At 47.7% G+C, this 22,140-nt stretch carries 26 protein-coding genes; 19 read left to right on the top strand and 7 right to left on the bottom strand.

Annotation, left to right across the window (positions count from 1 at the left end; translation table 11 throughout):
* The first annotated feature begins 50 nt into the window (after positions 1 to 50).
* From MHH76_RS18590 to hisIE, 8 genes are read left to right on the top strand one after another with little or no spacing between them, the layout of a single operon-like run.
* A complete protein-coding gene (locus tag MHH76_RS18590) occupies positions 51 to 1,226 on the top strand; it encodes an ATP phosphoribosyltransferase regulatory subunit (RefSeq protein WP_020453071.1) in 1,176 nt (391 codons plus the stop codon).
* Positions 1,219 to 1,860: an ATP phosphoribosyltransferase gene (gene hisG / locus MHH76_RS18585; protein WP_020453070.1), complete on the top strand. Its 642-nt coding sequence runs from the start codon at positions 1,219 to 1,221 to the stop codon at positions 1,858 to 1,860. Before MHH76_RS18590 ends, hisG begins: the two co-directional genes overlap by 8 nt.
* Entirely contained in the window at positions 1,857 to 3,137 is a 1,281-nt protein-coding gene (hisD, locus tag MHH76_RS18580) for a histidinol dehydrogenase (RefSeq protein ID WP_020453069.1), read from the top strand. The genes hisG and hisD overlap by 4 nt, the downstream gene beginning before the upstream one ends.
* Complete coding sequence (hisB, locus tag MHH76_RS18575) at positions 3,137 to 3,721, top strand: imidazoleglycerol-phosphate dehydratase HisB (RefSeq protein WP_020453068.1); 585 nt, start codon at positions 3,137 to 3,139, stop codon at positions 3,719 to 3,721. Before hisD ends, hisB begins: the two co-directional genes overlap by 1 nt.
* On the top strand, positions 3,722 to 4,360 hold the full coding sequence (gene hisH, locus MHH76_RS18570; protein ID WP_020453067.1) for an imidazole glycerol phosphate synthase subunit HisH: 639 nt from the start codon (positions 3,722 to 3,724) through the stop codon (positions 4,358 to 4,360).
* Entirely contained in the window at positions 4,357 to 5,094 is a 738-nt protein-coding gene (hisA, locus tag MHH76_RS18565; protein WP_020453066.1) for a 1-(5-phosphoribosyl)-5-[(5-phosphoribosylamino)methylideneamino]imidazole-4-carboxamide isomerase, read from the top strand. Before hisH ends, hisA begins: the two co-directional genes overlap by 4 nt.
* Entirely contained in the window at positions 5,091 to 5,849 is a 759-nt protein-coding gene (hisF, locus tag MHH76_RS18560) for an imidazole glycerol phosphate synthase subunit HisF (protein WP_020453065.1), read from the top strand. Before hisA ends, hisF begins: the two co-directional genes overlap by 4 nt.
* On the top strand, positions 5,846 to 6,478 hold the full coding sequence (hisIE, locus tag MHH76_RS18555; protein ID WP_043054485.1) for a bifunctional phosphoribosyl-AMP cyclohydrolase/phosphoribosyl-ATP diphosphatase HisIE: 633 nt from the start codon (positions 5,846 to 5,848) through the stop codon (positions 6,476 to 6,478). The genes hisF and hisIE overlap by 4 nt, the downstream gene beginning before the upstream one ends.
* A gap of 58 nt (positions 6,479 to 6,536) precedes the next feature.
* Here the strand turns inward: hisIE and MHH76_RS18550 are convergent, their stop codons facing one another.
* Complete coding sequence (locus tag MHH76_RS18550; RefSeq protein ID WP_020453063.1) at positions 6,537 to 7,016, bottom strand: GNAT family N-acetyltransferase; 480 nt, start codon at positions 7,014 to 7,016, stop codon at positions 6,537 to 6,539.
* A gap of 294 nt (positions 7,017 to 7,310) precedes the next feature.
* On the opposite strand from MHH76_RS18550, the gene MHH76_RS18545 reads away from it, so the two are divergent.
* The 8 genes from MHH76_RS18545 to MHH76_RS18510 all read left to right on the top strand — a co-directional run bounded on the left by MHH76_RS18545 (position 7,311) and on the right by MHH76_RS18510 (position 14,707).
* Positions 7,311 to 8,771, top strand: a complete 1,461-nt coding sequence (locus tag MHH76_RS18545; protein ID WP_020453062.1) for a tetratricopeptide repeat protein — start codon at positions 7,311 to 7,313, stop codon at positions 8,769 to 8,771.
* Positions 8,772 to 8,937: 166 nt separating this feature from the next.
* Complete coding sequence (trxB, locus tag MHH76_RS18540; protein WP_020453061.1) at positions 8,938 to 9,888, top strand: thioredoxin-disulfide reductase; 951 nt, start codon at positions 8,938 to 8,940, stop codon at positions 9,886 to 9,888.
* A gap of 420 nt (positions 9,889 to 10,308) precedes the next feature.
* The gene (locus MHH76_RS18535) at positions 10,309 to 10,773 is read left to right on the top strand and encodes an 8-oxo-dGTP diphosphatase (RefSeq protein ID WP_003185583.1); all 465 of its coding nucleotides are present in this window, start codon (positions 10,309 to 10,311) and stop codon (positions 10,771 to 10,773) included.
* A 21-nt stretch (positions 10,774 to 10,794) separates the two neighbouring features.
* Positions 10,795 to 11,682 (top strand): RNase adapter RapZ, encoded by an 888-nt coding sequence (gene rapZ, locus MHH76_RS18530; RefSeq protein ID WP_020453060.1) that lies wholly within the window; start codon positions 10,795 to 10,797, stop codon positions 11,680 to 11,682.
* A gap of 1 nt (position 11,683) precedes the next feature.
* Positions 11,684 to 12,637 carry a YvcK family protein gene (locus tag MHH76_RS18525; RefSeq protein WP_041817328.1) on the top strand — a complete coding sequence of 318 codons (954 nt, stop codon included), beginning with the start codon at positions 11,684 to 11,686 and terminating at the stop codon, positions 12,635 to 12,637.
* Positions 12,638 to 12,665: 28 nt separating this feature from the next.
* Positions 12,666 to 13,616, top strand: a complete 951-nt coding sequence (gene whiA / locus MHH76_RS18520) for a DNA-binding protein WhiA (RefSeq protein WP_020453058.1) — start codon at positions 12,666 to 12,668, stop codon at positions 13,614 to 13,616.
* A gap of 17 nt (positions 13,617 to 13,633) precedes the next feature.
* Positions 13,634 to 13,903: an HPr family phosphocarrier protein gene (locus tag MHH76_RS18515; protein WP_020453057.1), complete on the top strand. Its 270-nt coding sequence runs from the start codon at positions 13,634 to 13,636 to the stop codon at positions 13,901 to 13,903.
* 45 nt (positions 13,904 to 13,948) lie between these two features.
* Entirely contained in the window at positions 13,949 to 14,707 is a 759-nt protein-coding gene (locus MHH76_RS18510; protein ID WP_020453056.1) for an arylamine N-acetyltransferase, read from the top strand.
* Positions 14,708 to 14,772: 65 nt separating this feature from the next.
* Here MHH76_RS18510 and MHH76_RS18505 read toward each other — a convergent pair whose 3' ends face one another.
* From MHH76_RS18505 to MHH76_RS18495, 3 genes are all read right to left on the bottom strand, one after another.
* Positions 14,773 to 15,048, bottom strand: a complete 276-nt coding sequence (locus MHH76_RS18505; RefSeq protein WP_020453055.1) for a barstar family protein — start codon at positions 15,046 to 15,048, stop codon at positions 14,773 to 14,775.
* Between the two features lie 4 nt (positions 15,049 to 15,052).
* Complete coding sequence (locus tag MHH76_RS18500; protein ID WP_020453054.1) at positions 15,053 to 15,508, bottom strand: ribonuclease; 456 nt, start codon at positions 15,506 to 15,508, stop codon at positions 15,053 to 15,055.
* Positions 15,509 to 15,762: 254 nt separating this feature from the next.
* Entirely contained in the window at positions 15,763 to 16,458 is a 696-nt protein-coding gene (locus MHH76_RS18495) for a winged helix-turn-helix domain-containing protein (RefSeq protein ID WP_020453053.1), read from the bottom strand.
* Positions 16,459 to 16,546: 88 nt separating this feature from the next.
* Here MHH76_RS18495 and MHH76_RS18490 point away from each other — a divergent pair, with 88 nt between their 5' ends.
* A complete protein-coding gene (locus MHH76_RS18490) occupies positions 16,547 to 17,146 on the top strand; it encodes a flavin reductase family protein (protein WP_020453052.1) in 600 nt (199 codons plus the stop codon).
* A gap of 15 nt (positions 17,147 to 17,161) precedes the next feature.
* Here the strand turns inward: MHH76_RS18490 and MHH76_RS18485 are convergent, their stop codons facing one another.
* The gene (locus MHH76_RS18485) at positions 17,162 to 18,133 is read right to left on the bottom strand and encodes an NAD(P)-dependent oxidoreductase (RefSeq protein ID WP_020453051.1); all 972 of its coding nucleotides are present in this window, start codon (positions 18,131 to 18,133) and stop codon (positions 17,162 to 17,164) included.
* 397 nt (positions 18,134 to 18,530) lie between these two features.
* On the opposite strand from MHH76_RS18485, the gene MHH76_RS18480 reads away from it, so the two are divergent.
* Together MHH76_RS18480 and MHH76_RS18475 are read left to right on the top strand one after the other, a co-directional pair.
* Positions 18,531 to 19,130 carry a carbonic anhydrase gene (locus MHH76_RS18480; RefSeq protein WP_020453050.1) on the top strand — a complete coding sequence of 200 codons (600 nt, stop codon included), beginning with the start codon at positions 18,531 to 18,533 and terminating at the stop codon, positions 19,128 to 19,130.
* Positions 19,131 to 20,750: a solute carrier family 23 protein gene (locus MHH76_RS18475; RefSeq protein WP_020453049.1), complete on the top strand. Its 1,620-nt coding sequence runs from the start codon at positions 19,131 to 19,133 to the stop codon at positions 20,748 to 20,750.
* A gap of 47 nt (positions 20,751 to 20,797) precedes the next feature.
* Here MHH76_RS18475 and MHH76_RS18470 read toward each other — a convergent pair whose 3' ends face one another.
* Positions 20,798 to 21,775, bottom strand: a complete 978-nt coding sequence (locus MHH76_RS18470; protein WP_020453048.1) for an HD domain-containing protein — start codon at positions 21,773 to 21,775, stop codon at positions 20,798 to 20,800.
* Positions 21,762 to 22,097 carry a MazG-like family protein gene (locus MHH76_RS18465; RefSeq protein WP_020453047.1) on the bottom strand — a complete coding sequence of 112 codons (336 nt, stop codon included), beginning with the start codon at positions 22,095 to 22,097 and terminating at the stop codon, positions 21,762 to 21,764. The genes MHH76_RS18470 and MHH76_RS18465 overlap by 14 nt, the downstream gene beginning before the upstream one ends.
* Positions 22,098 to 22,140 lie beyond the last annotated feature (43 nt).

Below are 22,140 nucleotides of genomic sequence, written 5' to 3'. Positions count from 1 at the left end.
CTAAAGGATTCGGAATTTTCCTTCAAACGGTTATGGGGGTGCAAGTGTAGATGTTTATGTTTGAAAAACCGCATGGCATGCGGGATACGCTGCCTGTGCTTTACGAAACGAAGAAAAAGGTGCGCTCTTCATTAACAGAGGTGATGGCTTTGTGGGGGTATCAGTTCATGGAGACACCGGCCCTTGAATTTTATGATACGGTCGGTGTGCAGTCGGCCATATTGGATCAGCAGTTGTTTAAACTCCTTGATCAGGAGGGACAGACGCTCGTGTTAAGACCTGATATGACGGCTCCGATCGCAAGGGTGGCGGCCTCAAAGCTTCATAAAGATGATCACCCGCTTAGAGTGGGCTATGCTGCAAATGTGTTCAGGGCACAGGAGCGTGAAGGCGGGCGTGCCGCCGAATTTGAGCAAGTCGGCGTCGAACTGATCGGCGATGGATCTACAAGCGCTGACGCAGAAGTGATTGCGCTCGTCATTTTTTCGCTTAAAAAAGCCGGCCTGACTTCATTTAAAATCTCGATCGGCCATGTCGGAATTTCAGACGCTCTGTTTGTGGAGGTTTTAGGAAACGAAGAAAGGGCTCATGTCCTGCGGCGCTATTTATACGAAAAGAACTATGTCGGCTACCGGGAGCATGTAAAATCCCTCAATTTATCCTCAATTGATAAAAGCAGGCTGCTCGAGCTTTTGGAGTTGAGAGGCGGTATTGAAACGTGCAGCAAGGCGGCATCGATCATCGATTCTGAAAAAGGAAAACGCGCGGTTTCAGAACTGAAGACGCTTTGGGAGACGCTCGGCGACTATAGTTGCACGGACGACATTAAGCTCGATTTAGGCATGGTCAGCCATATGAGCTACTATACCGGCGTTTTGTTTGAAATCTATGCTGAAAACGTCGGCTTTCCGATCGGAAACGGCGGCAGATATGACCAGCTTCTCGGCCGCTTCGACTCACCCGCTCCGGCAACCGGTTTCGGCATCAGGACTGACAGGCTGCTGGAAGCATTGAAGCCGGCTGAAGAGCAAGAAAAAATCGATGTCGTCATCTTCAGCACGGAACAGAGAAAAGAGGCGATCAGATTTGCCGAAGAAGAGCGAAGAAAAGGCAAAAAAGTCGTCATACAGGACTTAGCGGGAATCGGAGATATTGACCAAATGACAAAGTCTTTTCAAAACGTGACCTATTTTATCGGGGCCAGAAAGGAAGAGAAGCATGGGTAAGGAATTGACGATTGCGATGCCGAAAGGGCGGATATTTGAGGAAGCTGCCGATATGCTTCGAAAAGCAGGCTATCAGCTCCCTGAAGAATTCGACGATTCGAGAAAGCTGATCATTCAAGTGCCTGAAGAGAACCTTCGCTTTATCCTCGCCAAGCCGATGGATGTCACAACATATGTCGAGCACGGGGTGGCCGATGTCGGAATCGCCGGCAAAGATGTCCTGCTGGAAGAAGAACGCGATGTCTACGAGGTGCTTGATTTAAACATCAGCAAATGCCGTCTTGCCGTAGCCGGCCTGGCAGAGACGGCGGCCGACAGCGTTGCACCCCGGGTTGCGACCAAGTATCCAAATGTCGCGTCAAGCTACTTCAGGGAGCAGGGAGAACAAGTGGAAATCATCAAGCTCAACGGTTCGATTGAACTCGCTCCCTTGATCGGGCTTGCCGGCCGAATCGTTGATATCGTATCAACAGGACAGACTTTAAGGGAAAACGGGCTGGTTGAAACCGAAAAAATTTGCGACATCACGTCGCGTTTCATCGTAAATCCTGTCAGCTACCGAATGAAAGACGCAGTCATCGATGAAATGGCTTCAAAACTTTCTCTTATTGTGGAAGGGGAAAAAGCAAAATGAAGATCAAATCCATCAGCGGAAATACGTCGGTTTTACTAAAGCGCACCATTGACGCCGGAACGGAAGAACAAAGAAAAGCAGTCCGCGGCATTATCGAAGAAGTGAAAAAGAACGGGAATTCAGCTGTTTCCGCATTCACAAGGCAATTTGACGGAGCGGATGTGGCCGACTTTCGCGTTTCTGAAAAGGAAATCAAGGAAGCATACACCACGCTCAAAAAGCGGGATCTCGAGATTATTCGGGCGGCGATTTTAAACATTAAAGAATATCATGAGCGGCAGCTCACATCATCATGGTTTTACCACCGCAAGGACGGAACGATGCTCGGCCAAAAAATTACGCCGCTTGATTCAGCCGGAGTGTACGTGCCCGGCGGAACGGCTGCTTACCCATCATCGGTCCTGATGAATGTCATTCCGGCGCTTGTTGCCGGCGTCGATCGCATTGTCCTTGCCTCACCTCCGGGAAAAGACGGCAAATTGTCGGCGGGAGTGCTGGCGGCTGCCGCCGAGCTTGGCGTCACAGAGATTTACAAAATGGGCGGCGCTCAGGCGATTGCCGCATTGGCTTACGGAACGGAATCCATTTCCCCCGTCGATAAAATCACGGGACCTGGCAATATTTACGTCGCCTTTGCTAAACGGGAAGTATTCGGCCAGGTTGATATCGATATGATCGCGGGCCCAAGTGAAATCGCCATCCTCGCTGACAGTACGGCAAACCACCGGGAAATCGCCGCTGATCTACTTTCACAGGCTGAGCACGATGCGATGGCATCGAGCATTCTTGTCACCGACTCAAAGCCGCTTGCCGAATCTGTTTTAAAAGAGGTTTACGAACAGCTCGAACATCTTCCGAGAAAAGAGATTGCACGGCAGTCGATTGACAACCACGGTTTGATCTATGTTACAAAGACGATGCATGAAGCCGTTTCCGTCATCAATGAGCTCGCTCCTGAACATTTGGAAATTTTAACAGCTCAGCCTGATGCCCTGCTCGGACAGATCAAACACGCGGGCGCCATTTTCCTGGGCCGCTACAGTTCAGAGCCGGTGGGCGATTATTTTGCAGGCCCTAATCATGTTCTGCCGACTAACGGCACAGCCAGATTTTCAAGCCCGCTAAATGTGACTGACTTCCAAAAGCGCTCCAGCATCATTTCCTACAGCAGGGATGCATTCCGCGAGAATGCCGAGAACATCGCGGCCTTTGCAAGATTAGAAGGACTTGAAGCCCATGCAAGAGCAATTGAATCCAGAGACCGGGAGGAAAACTGATGAGAAAAGCCGAACGGGCAAGAAAAACCAATGAAACTGATATTAAATTATCCTTTCATATTGATGGAGAAGGGAAAGCGGATATTCAAACGGATGTCCCGTTTATGACACATATGCTCGATTTATTTACAAAACACGGGCAGTTTGACCTTTCAGTTGAAGCGAAAGGCGATGTTGAAATCGACGACCACCATACGACTGAAGATATCGGTATTTGTCTCGGACAGGCGCTTTTGGAAGCGCTCGGAGATAAACAAGGAATCAAACGCTACGGTTCGAGCATGGTACCGATGGATGAAGCGCTCGCCCAGGTTGCGATTGATCTGAGCAACAGGCCGCACCTCGAGTTCAGAGCCGAATTCCCGAGCCGGAAAGTCGGAACATTTGATACAGAGCTTGTCCATGAATTTTTGTGGAAGTTTGCGCTGGAAGCGCGAATGAATCTTCACGTCATCGTTCATTACGGTACGAATACCCACCACATGATCGAGGCGATTTTTAAAGCGCTGGGACGTGCGCTTGATGAAGCGACATTGATCGATCCGCGGGTCAAAGGAATTCCGTCAACGAAAGGAATGCTGTAAATGATCGGTGTCATAGATTACGGAATGGGAAACCTGTACAGCGTCTCTAAAGCGCTTGAACGGATCGATGCTCCTTATTTCGTGTCCGAGCATCCGGATGAACTTAAGAAAGCGGACAGCTATATCCTTCCGGGAGTCGGCGCTTTTCGGGATGCGATGGAGACTTTAAGCCAGACCGGCCTGAAAACATTTATTCAAGATGCCGTAAGCGAAGGAAAACCTTTTCTCGGCATATGCCTCGGCATGCAGCTTTTGTTTGAAGAAAGCGAAGAACGCGGGGCGTCAGAAGGACTCGGCCTTTTGAAAGGAAAAATCGTTAAACTGAAAGACCGTGATCAAGCGGGAGATCGCTTAAAAGTGCCTCACATGGGCTGGAATCTGCTCACGGTCCACCGCGACTCTCCGCTTTTACCAAAGACGAAAGAAGGATATGCGTATTTCGTTCATTCGTATTATGTCAGCGGAATCGAAGAGGAGGCTTTGCTTGCCAGCGCCGAATACGGTGTGCGTGTGCCCGCTGTCGTCGGTCTTGGCAATGTATACGGCGCCCAGTTCCATCCGGAAAAAAGCAGTGCGGTCGGCATGTCGATCTTAAAGCGTTTCAAGCAGCTTACACAAGAACAGAAGGTGAAAAAATGAGCGAGTTTACTGTATACCCTGCCATTGACATGAGAAACGGCAAATGCGTCAGGCTCATCCAGGGAGATTACGAAAAAGAAACGATTTACGGTCATTCCCCTCTGGATATGGCCTCCCGGTTTGCTGAAGCGGGGGCAGACTGGATTCATCTTGTCGATTTGGACGGGGCAAGAGAAGGCAAAAAAGTGAACGACAGCCACGTCATAAGCATTGCTGATGAGCTCAACGTTAAAGTGCAGGTCGGCGGCGGCATCAGGACCGAAAAAGACGTGTATGACTACTTGTCGCAAGGTGTTGAAAGGGTGATCTTAGGCAGCTCGGCCGTATCAAATCCCGAGTTTGTCAAAAACATGCTGAAAGCTTACGGCCGGCATATCGCAATCGGTCTTGACGCAAGAGACGGATTTGTTTCGACTGAAGGATGGCTTGAGACCTCCTCCGTTAGAGCGGAAGAGCTTGGCCGCGAGCTTGCGAATGAAGGTGCGGAAGTGTTTATCTTTACCGACATTGCGACTGACGGAATGCTGTCAGGACCGAATATCAGCAGTACAGTGGAGCTTGCCAGGGCAACCGGTAAACAAGTCATTGCCTCCGGCGGTGTCAGCTCTCTCGCCGATCTTGAGGCACTCGCTTCCCGGGCTGCGGAAGGCGTCTCTGGCGCCATTGTCGGAAAAGCGCTGTATACCAATCAATTTACCGTGGCTGAAGCGCTTGAAAGGGTGGCGGAAAAGTGATCACAAAACGAATTATCCCGTGTTTAGACGTAAAAGACGGCCGCGTTGTCAAAGGTGTACAGTTTGTTGAATTGAAAGATGCCGGCGACCCCGTTGAGCTGGCTGAAGTATATGATCGTGAAGGCGCTGATGAGCTTGTTTTTCTCGATATCTCGGCATCCCACGAGGGGAGAAAAACGATGGTTGACGTCGTTGAAAGAGTGGCGGCCAAGCTGGCGATCCCGTTTACCGTCGGCGGCGGCATTAATCGTTTGGATGATATGAAAACGATCCTGCGGGCCGGAGCCGACAAAGTTTCCGTTAATACGGCTGCCGTTCTCCGTCCGGAACTGATAACGGAAGGCGCTGACTTTTTCGGCTCTCAATGCATTGTCGTCGCGATTGATGCAAAATTCGATCCGGAAGCTGATCAGTATTATGTTTATACACACGGCGGACGTAAAAAGACGGACCTTGAGGCCGTTTCATGGGCAAAGGAAGCCGTTCAGCGGGGAGCCGGTGAAATCCTGCTGACAAGCATGGATGCAGACGGAGAAAAGAACGGATTTGACTGCAGGCTCACAAAGTGTGTATCAGAAGCCGTTTCAGTCCCGGTCATTGCATCCGGAGGCGCAGGTCATGCGGACCACATGTATGATGCATTTGCAGAAGGGCAGGCGGACGCGGCTCTTGCCGCATCTATCTTTCATTACAAAGAAACATCTGTAAAAGAAGTAAAAGCTTATTTAAAAGAGCGCGGGGTGAATGTAAGATGATCAAGGCAGACGAGTTGACATTTAATGAAGCCGGCTTGATTCCGGCGATTGTCCAGGATGCAGTGAGCAAGGAAGTGCTGACACTTGCTTATATGAACAAAGAATCGTTTGAAAAAACGCTGGAAACGAAGGAGACATGGTTTTTCAGCAGGTCGCGAGGAGAGCTCTGGCATAAGGGAGCGACGTCAGGAAACATTCAGCGTGTGATAGACATCAGGCTTGACTGTGATCAGGATGCGCTCATCGTGCTGGTCGAACCGGCGGGACCGGCCTGTCATACAGAAAGCTACAGCTGTTTCTCGCCCGGCGAACATATCAGACAGACTGGCGGCGGCCGCTTTGACATCATCAATGAACTTGAAACGGTGATTGCCAAACGGCAGGCGGAAATGCCTGAAGGCGCATATACGACATATTTGTTCAGTGAAGGCGTTGACAAGATTTTGAAGAAGGTTGGCGAAGAAGCGGCGGAAGTCATTATCGCTGCAAAAAACCGGGATTCTGAAGAGCTGAAATGGGAAGCGGCTGACCTTCTTTACCATCTGCTCGTTTTGCTGAGGGAGCAGTCCCTTCCGCTTGATGATGTGCTTGGCGTCCTGAAAGAGCGCCATGAAGGCGCTGAATCATAAGCGTATTGCTTACACCTAAAAAGCAAACTGCCTTTTGGGTGTTTTCCCGATAGGGGAGCTATTTGATGTTTAATTTCATCACGATTTGCTCTCCGATCGGCCCCGTTTTTCTTTCCCCTGTGTCTGCAAATCCGGCTTTCACATACAGGTGCTGGGCCGCGGTGTTTTTCACGTTCACAACCAGCACGATTTCATGACAATGGGTGAACGCCTTGGCGACAAACTCAGGAAGCTTGAGCATTCCTTCTTTTGCAAAACCTTTTCCCTGGTGCTTTCTGTCGACGGATAGTGCCGTTAACAGCATGGCTTCCGGGTTGTACGAGTAGTCTTTTACCCTCTCGGTCGCATGCAGGATAAAAAATCCGACGGGCTTGCCTTCGCTTAACATTACGATTGGAAACTGACCGTCCGTCCGTTTTAAAACCTCTTTCGGCAGCGCGGTAAATCGATGCTGTTCTTCAGGAAGCTCGAATTCGAGAAGCGCAGCTGAATGTTCTTCCGAGAAATGCTTCAATTGTATTGATCCGCTTTTTTTCACATGATGAACCCCCTTTCTATGATCATACAATGGGAACGTATATTCGTCACTATCTAGTGCTAAAAAAAGATTTTGCCCTGGTTAAAATAAAAAGCGTACTTCCGATATAAAACCTACCTTGAACCTTCTGAAGGCCCTATGCGCTCCGATGCTCCAAACGTCCGGAATAAAATGGTGAAAAAACCATATGTGGAAAATGAAGAGAATTTTCTCGAAACTTGTTTTTGACCTGTTAAGCCGGCGGGGAACTATGTTATACTACTCACGGTATATAGTTTGAAATGGAGGGTATCTGTGGGAAAGTACACTTCTGAACACCATAAAGATTCGAGAATTGTCCAACTGTTCCAAGATGGGCAATATTTTTATCATAAAGGGCTCAAAGCATATAGAGAACGCAATTTATCCCGCGCGAGCAAGCTCATTCAGAGAGCGATTTTTCTTGAACCGGAAAACACGGGAATGCTGTCCCAACTTGCGGTTATTTACACGGAAATGGGATTTTATCAGCAATCAAATGAACTTTTGGACTTTATCCTGAAGAACATCAACGAAAAAATGACTGAATGCTACTATTTTAAAGCAAACAACTATGCGCACCTCGGTCTTTTTCACGAAGCCTACAAAGCAGCGGAGACTTATTTAAAAGAAGACCCGGACGGCGAGTTCAGCGAGGAAAATGCGGAGCTCCTTGATTTATTGGATATGGGAGAGGAAGATGAGGGCTATTCGCAGTTCGATCAGGACGACTTGATTCTGAAACAGGATCGGGCGAAATCACTGCTGGAAAATGGACAGCTTCAAGAATCGATCGTGATGCTTGAAGAAATCACTTCCGATTACCCAGAGTTTTGGTCAGCTTACAACAACCTTGCACTGGCATATTTTTATGCCGGAGACATTCAGAAAGCCAAAACGACGATTTTTTCGGTCTTGGAAAAAAGCCATGGAAACCTGCATGCGCTTTGCAATCTTCTCATTTTTTATCACTATGAACGACGGGACGATAAGGTCGAGGCGCTTTCCGAACAGCTTTCCAATGTTTATCCGATGCTGTTTGAGCAAAGGTATAAGCTCGGCGCCACGCTATCCCTCGTCGGCAGATACGATCTCGGCTATAAATGGCTGAAATCACTCTACCGCATGGGATTTGAAGGGGATGAGACCTTTTATTACTGGCTCGCCTGCTCAGCTTACTACACCGGCCGCACTCAATTTGCCCGGTCTGTATGGAAAAAGATGCAGGAAGAGTATCCGGATGACGCCCGCATGGAGCCGTGGAAAGAACGGAAGGAAAAGAAACCTGTCCAGCGGCCGCTTGAGGAGCGCCTTGCCGCGTACTATATCAGCGGAAGAAAAGGGGAAAAAGCCCAGCTGAAAGCGGTGCTTGATTCACAGATGGCAAAAACGCCGTTTGAAGATCAGTTTGTCAGGCTTGTGCTTTACGGGGAAAGCAGTGCAGCCGTTGATTCAAAAGACGCGCTTCTTGCTTACAGAACTGCGAAAGCGATTGAACAAGCGGATCAGTCAGCGATGGAACAGGAGGCCATGTGCTTTTGGATTTTTCATGTTATTCAGCAGATCAGGGCTTACGGCCTTCAGCTGAAAAATGCCGGCGGGCTTGCCGCGGCGATCTATTACATTTGGAAGACCGAGCATCAGGAGCGGCTGACAAAAGCTGAAACCGCAAAAATCTTCCATATCTCGCCCGGAACGCTTTCAAAGTATGAACGTACATTAAAAGAACATCTTTAGAAACAGGTGTGAACTTCACTGTTCAGCCTGTTTTATTATGTGAGCAAAAAAATAGCGATTATTCATGATATTTTATAGGATATGGGTAAGGAAGATATAAGAAGGGAATCTTATTTAACAGAAATGGACTGCTTGACAGCATAAGATTCATGAAGGAGTGAACATTGTGTCAGAAGAAAAAATGTATGACGTCATTATTATCGGAGCAGGTCCTGCGGGAATGACGGCAGCCGTTTATACGTCAAGGGCGAACCTGTCGACTTTGATGGTTGAAAGAGGCGTTCCGGGCGGACAGATGGCCAATACGGAGGATGTCGAAAACTATCCGGGATTTGAAAGCATTCTGGGACCAGAGCTTTCAAATAAAATGTTTGAACATGCGAAAAAGTTCGGCGCTGAGTATGCGTATGGCGATATTAAAGAAGTCGTCGATGAAGGAGACTACAAGATCGTCAAAGCGGGATCAAAAGAATTTAAAGCGCGTGCGGTCATCATCACAGCAGGCGCCGAATATAAGAAGCTCGGCGTACCTGGCGAAAAAGAGCTTGGCGGCCGCGGTGTATCTTATTGTGCGGTTTGTGACGGCGCATTCTTTAAAAACAAAGAGCTCGTCGTTGTCGGAGGAGGGGACTCCGCTGTTGAAGAAGGCGTGTACTTAACCCGTTTCGCTTCGAAAGTCACGATCGTCCACCGCCGCGATAAGCTGAGAGCGCAAAGCATCCTTCAGGCGCGCGCGTTTGACAACGAAAAAGTCGACTTTCTCTGGAACAAGACGGTCAAGGAAATTCATGAAAAAGACGGAAAGGTCGGTAAAGTAACGCTGGTCGATACGGTCACGGGCGAAGAAGAAGAGTTCCGGACTGACGGCGTCTTTATCTACATCGGCATGCTGCCGCTTTCAGAGCCGTTCAAAAACCTCGGCATTACAAATGAAGAGGGCTACATCGTGACAAATGAACAGATGGAAACAAAAGTTGAAGGTATTTTTGCAGCGGGCGATATCCGTGAGAAAACCCTTCGCCAAATCGTAACGGCAACAGGCGACGGAAGCATTGCCGCACAGAGCGTTCAGCACTATATCGAAGAGCTGAAAGAGAAAGAAAAGGCTGTAAAATAACGTATTTTTATCGTCATCATGATTTAACCGCCCTGTAACACCAGTGAAACAATTATTCGTTATGATGGGTATAGTAATTGACCCCCTTTTATAATGAATTTTATTGGCACGGATGATCTTATCCGTGTCCTTTTTTTGTTTTATTTTCCCACAAAGAGAATTTTTTACAAATTTCACAAGTTGTTCAAATTTCAATATTGAAACGTCCGTTTTTGCTGTAAAATAGAATAAAAGAACGGTTTTCGCAAGCGCTTCCATTCGCTGAAAAAGCTGTTTCTTTAAGCTTTACCCGGGAAAAGCCTTAAAGCAGTCCGGAAAAAAGCGATTTTCACGGCGGAACTGCATGTTCATTGTGAGCGGGGACAGGAAGCGGTATAATAGAAAAAAGAATTGAAGGAATAAAAGGATGGGTGACAGACTTTGCAAAGAGTGACGAATTGTGTGCTGACTTCAGGTGATAAAGTCCTGTTGCTGCAAAAGCCCAGACGAGGCTGGTGGGTAGCCCCCGGCGGTAAAATGGAAAGCGGGGAAACCGTCAGGGACGCCGTCATCAGGGAATACCGCGAAGAGACGGGTCTGTATGTGCTGAACCCGCAGCTGAAAGGGATATTCACCTTTATCATAAAAGAAAATGATCAGGTCGTATCTGAATGGATGATGTTCACATTCGTCGCCGATCATTATACAGGTAAACATGTAGAAGAATCGGAAGAAGGCATCATCAGGTGGCATCAGGCGGGAGACGTCGGGAGCCTGCCGATGGCGCCGGGAGACGTCCATATTCTGGATTTTATGCTGAAAGGCAAAGGACTGCTTCACGGCACCTTTACGTATACGCCTGACTTTGAATTGCTGTCCTATCGCCTCGACCCGCAAGGCGAATAAACATAAGAGGGGGAGAGAAGCATGAATGCGAATGGAGGCCATGATATACAGCTTGTGATCATAACCGGAATGTCAGGGGCAGGAAAAACAGTGGCGATTCAAAGCTTTGAGGATCTCGGTTTTTTCTGTGTCGATAATCTGCCACCATCTTTGCTGCCGAAATTTTTGGAGCTGATGAAGGAATCAAGTTCAAAAATGAGCAAAGTTGCCCTTGTTATGGATTTGCGCGGCCGCGAGTTTTTTGACAGCCTGATTGAAGCGCTTGACGAGATTGGGGAAACATCCTGGATTACCCCGCGAATTTTATTTTTAGATGCCAAGGATTTGGTTCTCGTTTCAAGATATAAAGAGACAAGAAGGTCCCACCCCCTTGCGACAACTGGCCTGCCGCTTGAGGGCATCCGGACGGAACGGGAGCTTCTCGAAGAGCTGAAAGGCCGCTCTCAAATCATTTATGATACATCCGATATGAAACCGAGGGACCTGCGCGAAAAAATCGTCCAGCATTTTGCGGCAGATCACGGACATACCTTTACGGTGAATGTGATGTCATTCGGGTTTAAATACGGATTACCGATCGATGCGGATTTAGTATTCGACGTAAGGTTTCTTCCGAATCCGTACTATATCGACAGCATGAGGCCGCTGACGGGAAAAGATCAGGAAGTATCTTCGTATGTGATGAAATGGAACGAAACGCAAAAGTTTCTCGAAAAACTGACCGAACTGCTGAGCTTTATGCTTCCGTCATATAAGCGCGAAGGAAAAAGCCAGCTGGTCATCGCGATTGGTTGCACAGGCGGACAGCATCGCTCTGTGACGCTTGCTGAATACCTTGCCGATTACTATAAAAAGGACTACTATACTCATGTTACTCACCGGGACATCGAGAAGAAAAGCAGAAAATAGCATGGCAGATCAGAAAAAAATCGCAATCTTTGGCGGAGGAACTGGCCTTTCGGTATTGCTCAGAGGATTGAAGCAACAGCCCGTTGACATTACGGCGATTGTGACGGTCGCAGATGACGGCGGAAGCTCGGGGAGGCTGCGCGATGAGCTTAAAATTCCCCCCCCGGGGGATATCAGAAATGTGCTCGCTGCACTGTCTGATGTTGAACCGCTTGTTGAAGACCTGTTCCAGCACCGCTTCTCTAAAGGCGGCGATTTAATCGGCCATTCATTGGGAAATTTGATTTTGGCGGCGATGACGAATATAACCGGTGATTTCTTTCACGCCGTCACTGAAATGAGCAAAGTTTTAAATGTGAGGGGAAGGGTTCTGCCCGCGGCCAATACCAGCGTTGTCCTTCATGCAGAAATGGATGACGGACAGGTCATATCCGGGGAATCGACGATTCCGTCTTACGGGAAGCAGATTAAACGGGTGTTTTTAACCCCTGAAAAAATTGAACCCGTCCCGGAAACGATTGATGTAATCCGCGGCGCCGACCTGATTATTCTCGGCCCCGGAAGCCTGTATACGAGCATCTTGCCGAACCTTCTCGTTCCGAAGATAGGGGAAGAAATATTAAACGCCCCGGCAAAAAAAGTTTATATTTGCAATGTGATGACCCAGCCGGGAGAAACGCTGTACTACAGCGCAGCCGATCATGTAAAAGCGCTTAATGAGCATATGGGCGGTCCGTTTATTGATACGATCCTCGTCAACAATGAGGAAATCCCGGACGACATCCGGGAACGCTATGCGAAGGAGCAGGCACAGCCCGTCCAGTTTAACATTGAAGATCTGTCTGCGATGGGGCTTGAGGTCATCAAAGATCAGATTGTGACATACGAGAATGGCGTGATCCGTCATGATACACATAAAGTCGCTTCGCTACTTGTTGATTTGTTAAAAGAATAGCAGGCCTTGGAATGGGGGTGTCTATAATATGTCATTTGCATCGGAAACGAAAAAAGAACTTACAAACCTTGAAGTAAAGGATTGCTGCGCGAAAGCAGAGCTCTCTGCCCTCATTCGGATGAACGGTTCATTGTCTTTCTCAAACCGAAAAGTGGTTCTCGACGTCCAGACCGAGAACGCGGCCATCGCCAGAAGAATTTACACATTGCTGAAGAAACAATACGATGTTTCCGTTGAACTGCTCGTTCGAAAGAAAATGAGACTGAAAAAAAACAATGTCTACATCGTACGCCTGATCGAAAATGCCAAGCTGATTCTTGAGGACCTGAAAATACTCGGAGACAACTTTGTCATTGCCAGAAACATCTCGGAAGACTTAGTCAAAAAACGTTGCTGCAAACGTTCTTATATGAGAGGGGCTTTTTTAGCCGGGGGTTCTGTCAATAATCCCGAGACATCTTCTTACCACCTCGAAATTTTTTCGCTGTATAAAGAGCATAATGATTCATTGTGCAGGCTCATGAATCAGTTTCATTTAAACAGCAAAACGCTTGAGCGGAAAAAAGGATACATCACGTATCTGAAGGAAGCTGAAAAAATTACCGAGTTTTTGAATGTGATCGGCGCGCATAATTCGCTGCTCCGCTTTGAAGACGTCCGGATCGTGCGAGATATGAGAAACTCGGTCAACCGGCTCGTCAATTGCGAGACAGCCAATCTAAACAAAACGATCGGCGCTTCTCTGCGGCAGGTGGAAAACATTAAGCTGATCGACGAAAGAATCGGGCTTGATGCGCTACCGGAAAAGCTGAGGGAAATTGCCCAGCTCCGCATTGATTATCAGGAAGTAACCTTAAAGGAACTCGGGGAAATGGTGTCGAGCGGAAAAATCAGCAAATCGGGCATCAATCACCGGCTTAGGAAACTGGATGAAATAGCTGAGCAGCTGCGTTCAGGACAATCTGTCTCTTTAAAATAGGGAATGGGGGAGATCGTATGGTTCAACAAAAAGTGGAAATTCTTTTGAAAACGGGGCTTCAAGCGCGCCCGGCGGCATTGTTTGTTCAAGAAGCCAACCGTTTTCAATCAGATATTTTTCTGGAAAAGGGAGATAAAAAAGTGAATGCCAAAAGCATCATGGGGCTGATGAGCCTAGCTGTCAGCTCCGGATCGGAAGTCACGCTGATCGCCGACGGTTCCGATGAACAAGATGCTCTTGCTGCATTGACTGCATATGTTCAAGAGAAAAAAGCTAAACCTTTATGAGGTTTGGCTTTTTCTCATCGATTCAAAGCGGAAGGAGAATAACCGATGACGACGATGCTTGATTCACTGTTTAAAAGGATTGGATATAAGCCCGGTCAGCAGGTGACATTTGCTGACTTGCCCGAATTTTTATCGCTGCTGGCTTTACAGTTTCCTTTTGAAAATGGCGCGGTTTTAAGAAACGAACGGATTTCGATGACGAAAACAGGGCTGACGGAAGCCTTGCTGAACAATAAAAGGGGCGGTTTATGCTATGATTTGAACGCCTTTCTTTACCATGTGCTGACTGAGCTCGGCTTTTCCGTACACATGGTTCGCGGGACGGTTTTTAATCCAAAAGAACAGGCGTGGGCGCTGACGGGAACGCATGTCGCCGTTATTCTGCGGGAAAGCGATGAAACCTATTTGCTTGATACTGGATTCGGCATCAACCTGCCGCTTGCCCCCGTTCCGTTCTCAGGTGAACCCATCACCTCAAAAACAGGAGCTTACCGTATCAGGAAAACAAAGACAGATAAAGGAGATTACCTTCTTGAAATGGATAAGGGAGAGGGGTGGCAGACCGGCTACGCATTTTCGCTGACGCCAATCGATGAAGCGGCGCTTGCGTGCGTGCGGGATGCGATTTTCGATGAGGAAGCGTCTCCCTTTAATAAAAACCCGCTCGCTTCCAAGCTGACAATGGACGGAAAGTTAATTTTGTCGAAGGATCACTTCACAAAGCAAACCGGAAGCGGTTTGACGAAAGAAGATGTGAACGCCGGAGATTTCCAGACCATTTTCGTTCAAGCCTTTTTTGACTGAAGCACCGCTGCGCGCATCAATTAAATAAGCGGACGCCTGTCTGCAGCGCCCGCTCGTTTTCTGTTTTATCCTTCTGTTTTCAGCTGAAAGCCGTCCAGAGTTTCTTCGGCTTCGCGAAAAAGCTGCAAATATGCTTCGGCTTGATCGCCCAAGTAAATCCGGCTTTTTTCGATATTCTTCCACTCGATCAGCAAAGGCATGCCGACCCAGCCGGTCAGACAATCCCACAGCGCGTCAAGGTTCTCGCCATAGTAGTCCGGAAGCTCCAGCTGTTCTTTTAATGTTTGGTGAAGGTCTGATACACTCGTGATCTTGTCTCCGTTTAAAGTGACTTGTTTCATATGATCATCTCATTCTCGTAAACGTTTTATAGTGGTCAGTTGTTTTATAAACCAGTCTGTCGTTGGAATAGACGATCCGGTCTGACCCCCGGAATCCCGATGTATAGTTGATGTCGGCTTCTCTCCATACGCGTCCGGCCGCATCTGGAAGCAGCTTTTCTCTGTTTTGAAAGATATCGCCGCCGATGCTTTTTCCAGGCGCTACTTCTGCGAGATTGCCTTTTTGCGGGTCCCACCCTAATTTTGCCGCTTCGGCTTTTGTGATGAAGTTGTCAGGCAGCCTGCCGTATTTCACGATATAGTCGGCAACACCTTCAAACGTATTAATGACCTCATTTGACTGAACGGTGCTGGCTTTTTCTGCATGCGGCCCTTCAGCTGAGCTTGTAAAAAGGTTCCCCGCCAGAAAGCCGAGCGCGAGAACAATCCCAAGCGCAAGTGTGGATAATATTTTTTTCACGGATAAAGTCCTCCCCATCTTTAGACTTTATAGCATAAACATGAAGAATGTGCCTTCATGGGATTGAACAGCCGCATTTCCTCATTTCCATTCCGTCTGTAATCATATTGAATTGTACCTCAAAACATGCTCAGAAATCATTATAGTATTGTAAATTTTCCATGAAACCCGAGGACGGGAACGGATCGCCGCGGTTTCCTATTTGACTCCCGGAATGTTAGTCAAGATTTGAAGAAAAAACCAACTGCTTTTCATCAGTTCTTTTCAATGGAAATATGAAATAGGCGGTAAAGTTCCTTTGCGCCCGCGGGCGTGACTGCAACGGCCCGTGTGCGCGGGGGCCGCTCGATCCAGCCCATGCGGATAAAAGCGTCGAGCAGTGCGGAGCCCAGGGCACCGGCAATGTGATGCCGCCTTTCACTCCAATCCAGGCATTTATGGCAAAAAGAGCGCCGTTTCTTTTTGACTTCCCCAACATCGATGCCAAGTTCCTTCAAAAATAATTCTCCTGCTTCAGTCACGGTAAAAGCCGTCTCTTCATCTTTCAACACGCCCATCTCCACGAGCCGCTCCGCAAGTGTGACGCCGAGCGATCCAGCCAAGTGATCATAGCATGTCCGCGCTTTTCTGACCGCCCGATCTTCGGCTGACTGCCGGAAAGAGCGAATTTCAGCAGGGGGGGCTATGTTGAGCAGAGTTTCCAGTGATTGTGCAACCTTGCCATCTTTGAGCCGGTAATAGCGGTGCCGTCCTTGCTTCCGGCATGTCAGCATTTCGGCGTCAAGCAGTTTGGAAAGGTGAAAGCTTGCTGTCTGCTGTTTGATTCCCGCATACCCGGCCAGCTCGGTAGCTGTATAAAACCGGTCATCAAGCAATGCGGTTAAAATCGCGGCCCGCGACGGATCGGTGACAAGCTTGGCGACCTCGGCGATATTCGGATTCACGGTCATGACACTTCCTCCTAAAATGTAATCGATACTTCGATGTTAATTGAAATATTGGAGAATTACAATAAAAGCATAAAAGGAGGAGACCGATATGCATCAAAACAGCAAAATTATTCAGCCAAGCATTTTATACTACGGAACACCCGTCATTTTGCTCAGCACGCTGAACGAAGACGGTTCCACGAATCTCAGCCCGCTTTCCTCTTCTTGGGCGCTTGGGGATTCGATCGTACTCGGCGTCGGCACCGGCGGCAAAGCATTGGAGAATTTAGAGAGACAAGCCGGATGTGTCATCAATGTGCCGGATTCATCTTTATGGAGCAATGTAGAACGGCTCGCTTCCTATACCGGCAAACGATGCGTTCCAGAAGAAAAAAAGCGGCTCGGCTTTACATACCTTAAAGAAAAGTTTGCAGCCGGCGGATTTACGGCAGCAGATTCCCTGGCGGTGAAACCTGACAGAGTCGCCGATTGTCCGCTTCAAATTGAAGCGGAAGCCGTCAATATCCGCATTCCGGAACATTCACCGTATTTTGCCGTCATTGAAACAAAAGTGCTTCATGTGCACGCACATGAAGCGATTATAAAAGGGGAACACCACATCGATCCTCAAAAATGGGGGCCTTTAATTTATCTTTTTAGACACTATTTTGGTTTAGGACGCGAGCTCGGCAAAACATTCCGGGCCTGAATGTAAGAATGTGCGTCATCTCAGTTCTTTGACTATATCTTTTGGCTGTCTGCCCTGAAGACCGTCAATCAGGTTTTGGACGGCGCTTTTCAGCATGTTGACGTGTGTGACAAGAGTGGATGATCCAATGTGGGGAACGAGGGTCACATTGGAAAGGCTTAGGAGCGGATTGTCTTTTTCAATCGGCTCCTTTTCAAATACATCAAGTCCGGCTCCTTTAATCCATCCTTCTTTCAGCGCTTGAATCAACGCTTGTTCGTCAACGGTTTTGCCGCGGGAGATGTTGATGAAAATGGATGACGGTTTCATTTTTTTGAATTCAGCTTCGCCGATAAGGCGGTATGTCTCATCTGTGAGCGGTGTGATCAGAACAATGAAATCCGAGCGTTCCAACAATTCATGAAAGCCCGTATAAACCGCGCCGGTTTTTTTCTCTGTGTCGGGTTTGCGGCTGCGGCTGTAATAGAGCACTTCCATATCAAAACCCAAGGCCGCCCGTTTGGCGACTTGTTCTCCGATTCGTCCCATTCCGATGATGCCGAGCGTCCGGTGATGGACATCGCATCCGAACAAGCTTTCATCATCCTCTGATTTGGTCCATTTTCCATCGCGGATGTAGCGGTCGAGCTCGGCGATTCGCCGCGCTGAGGAAAGGATCAGACCGAATGCGAGGTCTGCGACTGTGCCGTCAAGAATGTATGGTGTGTGAGTGCCGATAACCGATTTTTCTTTCATTGCTTCAATGTCAAAGTTGTCATAGCCGACGGAGTTGTTGCTGACGATTTTTAACTTCGGCGCATTGCATAATAATTCACGGTTGATTTTTGTCCCCGAGGTCAAAAGACCGTCTGCTTCCTTGATTTTTTCGAGCAGGGTTGATCTGGGAATGCGCTCGCGCGAAGTCCAAATTTCATATGTGCAGTGTTCGGCGAGCATCTCTTCGATTTCTTTTGGGACCGGTTTTGTGACATATACAAACGGTTTCATCTGCATTCTCCTTCCGCGTATCATCTGCTTCTATTATAGAGGAAAAACGGCTTCTATAAAAATCAAAGTCTGTTCCGAATAAACGCAGGACTATCAGCTCAATTATTGTTGTTTAGAAAATCATAGATACTTATTTCAGTTTTTTAATTTATTTTAATGCATTTTTATAACTATAAATCCAAATATTAGATGTTCTATTTTGCTTCCAGTTCTATTTTTATAGGTGAAGAACAGTGTAAATTTTATTATTTTAGAAAGATATAAAATTAGACTTTTTAAAATATTCAGTACATTTATAGTGAATTTTTTGATTCGAATCCAAATCGAAAAACCATGTGCTATAATTCGGCTGTAACAATATCAAGGTCATATGACTATGAAAAGGAGTGAGAGAGAAATGGCGATTTTAACTTCCATTTTGAAGCGAAATCAGTCTTTTGTAGAGGAAAAGGGGTACGAGTTTTATGAAACGACAAAATTTCCGGAGAAGAAACTTGTGATTTTGACATGTATGGACACGCGTTTATTAGAACTGCTCCATCATGCAATGGGGTTAAGAAATGGAGACGCAAAAATCATTAAGAATGCGGGGGCCGTTGTTTCTCACCCTTTTGGAAGCGTCATGCGCAGCATTCTTGTGGCTGTCTATGAGCTGCAGGCTGAAGAAGTCTGCGTGATCGGCCACCATGAGTGCGGTATGGCAAGCCTGAACGCTTCATCTATCCTTCAAAAGGCCAAACAGCGGGGGATTGATGATGGCTGTCTCGAACTCCTGCAGCATTCAGGCATCGACTTGGACACATGGATGACGGGCTTTGACAGCGTTGAAGACAGCGTCAGCCACAGCGTGAACATGGTTCGGAATCATCCGCTGATGCCTTCAGACGTTCCGGTGCACGGATTGGTGATTGATCCAAAGACCGGCCGTTTGGATGTTGTGGAAGATGGTTATTCACGTGAAGACGTTTTGCTTTCGGAAATGGGGAGGATAGATTGAATGTTACGTTTTTCAGGCAGATTTGAAGGATACAGCCTTAAACGGTTTCAAAAAGATATTGTAGCAGGAATGGTCGTTGGAGTCGTCGCAATTCCGCTTGGCATGGCTTTTGCCATAGCCTCGGGGGTGAAACCGGAACACGGTCTTTACACAGTGATTGTCGCCGGTATTTTGATTTCGCTTCTCGGCGGGTCGAAATACCAGATTGGCGGACCGACAGGCGCCTTTGTTCCGATCCTGTTCGCTATTGTGCTCCAATACGGATTTGAGAATCTGCTGATTGCCGGTTTTATGGCCGGAGTGATTCTCGTCATTTTAGGGCTGCTAAAACTCGGCAAGATTATCAAGTTTATTCCGCGGCCGGTGATCATCGGATTTACGGCCGGCATCGCAGTGATTATTTTCACCGGAGAAATCGCCAAGTTTTTAGGTTTGAGGAATGTTGAGAAGCATGAGAGTTTTTATATGAATATGCGAGAGGTTGTCATCAACCTGAACACGCTCAGCTTCTACAGCATTTTGACGGCTGTCGTATCGCTCTTCTTTGTGCTGTTTACGCCAAAGATTCTGCCGAAAGTGCCGGGAGCGCTTGCAGGCTTGCTTGTATCGACGGTCATGGCCACGATGCTGTTTCCTGAACAGGTGGTAACGATCGGCTCAGCTTACGGCGAAATTCCGCGCAGCTTGCCGAGCTTTCAATTTCCTGAATTGTCATTGGAAAAAATCATTTACCTGCTGCCTCCCGCTCTTGCGATTGCGATGCTCGGCGGAATCGAATCGCTGCTTTCCGCGATGGTGGCAGACAATATGAAGGGAACAAGGCATGACAGCAATAAAGAGCTTGTCGGCCAGGGGATTGCGAACATTGCCGCACCGCTGTTCGGCGGAATTCCGGCGACAGGCGCGATTGCCCGTACGGCAACCAATATTAAAACGGGTGCTGCTTCTCCGATTTCAGGGATCGTGCACGGCGTGTTTGTTTTATTGGTCCTGCTTTTGTTTGCGCCATACGCTTCCCTTATCCCGCTTGCAAGCATGTCGCCGATTTTAATGGTGGTCGCTTGGAATATGAGTGAGCGGAAAGAGTTTGTAAACATTTTGAAAATTAAGAATTCCGACTCTGCCGTGCTTGTCGTCACATTTCTTTTAACGGTTTGGCAGGACCTTGTATTTGGGGTGGCGGCCGGGATCCTGCTGGCGATCATCACCTTTATCGTCAGAATGAGCAAATCGTTCCGCATTAAAAAGGATGTGTCTGAATCGATCGTCCAGTCGGCTGCTGCAGCGGAAGAAAAGAAATTCCACCGCTCTGTCAGCATCTATTCTGTTGAAGGCCCGCTGTTTTTCGGCTCATCGAATTCATTGGAGGATTCAATTTTGGACAAAGGCCACCCGCCAAAACTCCTCATCCTGCTTATGAACAAAGTAGACTATATGGATTCTTCCGCAGAAGGCAGCTTGATGACGATCGTCAACCGTGTCCACCAGCAAAACGGCAAAGTGATGATTGTCGGGCTGCAGCAGCAGCCGCGTGAGCTTCTTCATAAAACAGGGCTGTTTCATAAAATCGGCAAAAAGCATTTTGTCGACAGGCCTGAACAAATATTTGACGTGACATAACTGAAGAAAACCGCCTGTTCCGGGCTGACCGAAGCAGGCGGTTGCTTTTATTCGGCGGCTTTTACATATGTGCCTTTTTTCATTGCGGCTATTGCCGTTTCTTTCATCAAAAGGACGTCTTTTGAAAGTGTGGAGGCGGGGACTTTTCTTCCGTTAACGGCGACTTTTGGATCGATCCATCTTACCTTTAAAGTTTGATGAAAAGTAAAATCGTCTTCGTCTCCTTGCTTAACGCTCTGGCTCGCTGTACTGAGCCTTTCAAGCGTTTCCCGGAAGCACGCTTTTTGCTTTAGCATCGCAAGCAGTTCCGTGTCGGTTTTGAAAAAATCGCGTCCCGTGATGATACGCATGTCAAGCGCCTTTTTCAGCATTTGGCTGAGTGTACAGAGCGCATATACATTGAGGGGATTCATAAAGAAGTCAATTACCTCTTGATAGTAAAGGCGGGTGAACCATTCGGCGTGCTCTGTCGAAGTGCAGCAGATTTCGCCTTCGACAACGGTCAGTCCGGTTTCTAAAAATCGTCGAATCTCTTCTTGGTCGCCAAACCCGTAGGCTAAAGAGTCGCGAAGCGTGTAATCGATGCGATCCGCACATAATGAAGGAGCCGGCTGCTCCAGCAGCGTCCATTTTTTTTCATCGTATAAGATATCTTCATCTTTGAATCCGTATGTATCCAGAATCCAGGGGATATCAGATTGCTTGACCCATTGCCGAAACATCTGTTCATGGTAATCTTCGTTTTCCATGTTAAATACATCATCAGCCACATGGGAAAATGCCGTATGGGAAACATCGTGAAGCAAACCTGCAATTTGTTCTTCAAGGCTTCCGCCAAGCCTGCGGATCAAAAGCATAACCCCGATGCTGTGTTCGCAGCGGCTGATGTTCCATGCGGGATTGACGAGAAAGCATGCTCCGCCTTGGTGAATCCCATTTAGACGCTGAACGGCTTTTGAATGAATGAGGTCTGTCAGCACAGGCTCCAAATCTGCCTCGCCGTAAAGGCGGTCATTGATCTTCATGATGCTCTCCTGCAAATCTTTTCGTCAGTTTGCGGCGGTGGGCATCCATCATGTCTTCCAATGAAACATCGTATATGCCGGCAAGCATAATCAAATTCCCCATCACATCGCCCATTTCTTCGATCAGTTCCTTTTTCAGTTCAGCAGCCGGCCGTTTTGCTTCATCAGGACGGTCTCTTCCGATTTCGTATGCCCTGACCGCTCTCGCCAGTTCACCGGCCTCTTCCATTAAAAATCCCATCCGGATGAAAGGTCCGTATTCGCTCCATCCCCTTTTCCGATAAAATGTCTTTGTCCATTGCTCCGCGTCTGTGATTGTCATAAGTCTACACTCCCATTTAGAAATTCAATTATATTATCGCACA

Origin of the sequence: Bacillus sp. FSL L8-0193, assembly GCF_037976065.1 — a bacterium.
Lineage (GTDB): Bacteria > Bacillota > Bacilli > Bacillales > Bacillaceae > Bacillus > Bacillus paralicheniformis.
This window is presented reverse-complemented; position numbering and strand designations above follow the sequence as displayed.

Coding starts and splice junctions, on each gene's coding strand:
- MHH76_RS18590 (WP_020453071.1), top strand. CDS start 51: ATGTTTATGTTTGAAAAACCGCATGGCATGCGGGATACGCTGCCTGTG.
- hisG (WP_020453070.1), top strand. CDS start 1,219: ATGGGTAAGGAATTGACGATTGCGATGCCGAAAGGGCGGATATTTGAG.
- hisD (WP_020453069.1), top strand. CDS start 1,857: ATGAAGATCAAATCCATCAGCGGAAATACGTCGGTTTTACTAAAGCGC.
- hisB (WP_020453068.1), top strand. CDS start 3,137: ATGAGAAAAGCCGAACGGGCAAGAAAAACCAATGAAACTGATATTAAA.
- hisH (WP_020453067.1), top strand. CDS start 3,722: ATGATCGGTGTCATAGATTACGGAATGGGAAACCTGTACAGCGTCTCT.
- hisA (WP_020453066.1), top strand. CDS start 4,357: ATGAGCGAGTTTACTGTATACCCTGCCATTGACATGAGAAACGGCAAA.
- hisIE (WP_043054485.1), top strand. CDS start 5,846: ATGATCAAGGCAGACGAGTTGACATTTAATGAAGCCGGCTTGATTCCG.
- rapZ (WP_020453060.1), top strand. CDS start 10,795: ATGAATGCGAATGGAGGCCATGATATACAGCTTGTGATCATAACCGGA.
- MHH76_RS18525 (WP_041817328.1), top strand. CDS start 11,684: ATGGCAGATCAGAAAAAAATCGCAATCTTTGGCGGAGGAACTGGCCTT.
- whiA (WP_020453058.1), top strand. CDS start 12,666: ATGTCATTTGCATCGGAAACGAAAAAAGAACTTACAAACCTTGAAGTA.
- MHH76_RS18515 (WP_020453057.1), top strand. CDS start 13,634: ATGGTTCAACAAAAAGTGGAAATTCTTTTGAAAACGGGGCTTCAAGCG.
- MHH76_RS18510 (WP_020453056.1), top strand. CDS start 13,949: ATGACGACGATGCTTGATTCACTGTTTAAAAGGATTGGATATAAGCCC.
- MHH76_RS18505 (WP_020453055.1), bottom strand. CDS start 15,048: ATGAAACAAGTCACTTTAAACGGAGACAAGATCACGAGTGTATCAGAC.
- MHH76_RS18495 (WP_020453053.1), bottom strand. CDS start 16,458: ATGACCGTGAATCCGAATATCGCCGAGGTCGCCAAGCTTGTCACCGAT.
- MHH76_RS18490 (WP_020453052.1), top strand. CDS start 16,547: ATGCATCAAAACAGCAAAATTATTCAGCCAAGCATTTTATACTACGGA.
- MHH76_RS18485 (WP_020453051.1), bottom strand. CDS start 18,133: ATGAAACCGTTTGTATATGTCACAAAACCGGTCCCAAAAGAAATCGAA.
- MHH76_RS18480 (WP_020453050.1), top strand. CDS start 18,531: ATGGCGATTTTAACTTCCATTTTGAAGCGAAATCAGTCTTTTGTAGAG.
- MHH76_RS18475 (WP_020453049.1), top strand. CDS start 19,131: ATGTTACGTTTTTCAGGCAGATTTGAAGGATACAGCCTTAAACGGTTT.
- MHH76_RS18470 (WP_020453048.1), bottom strand. CDS start 21,775: ATGAAGATCAATGACCGCCTTTACGGCGAGGCAGATTTGGAGCCTGTG.
- MHH76_RS18465 (WP_020453047.1), bottom strand. CDS start 22,097: ATGACAATCACAGACGCGGAGCAATGGACAAAGACATTTTATCGGAAA.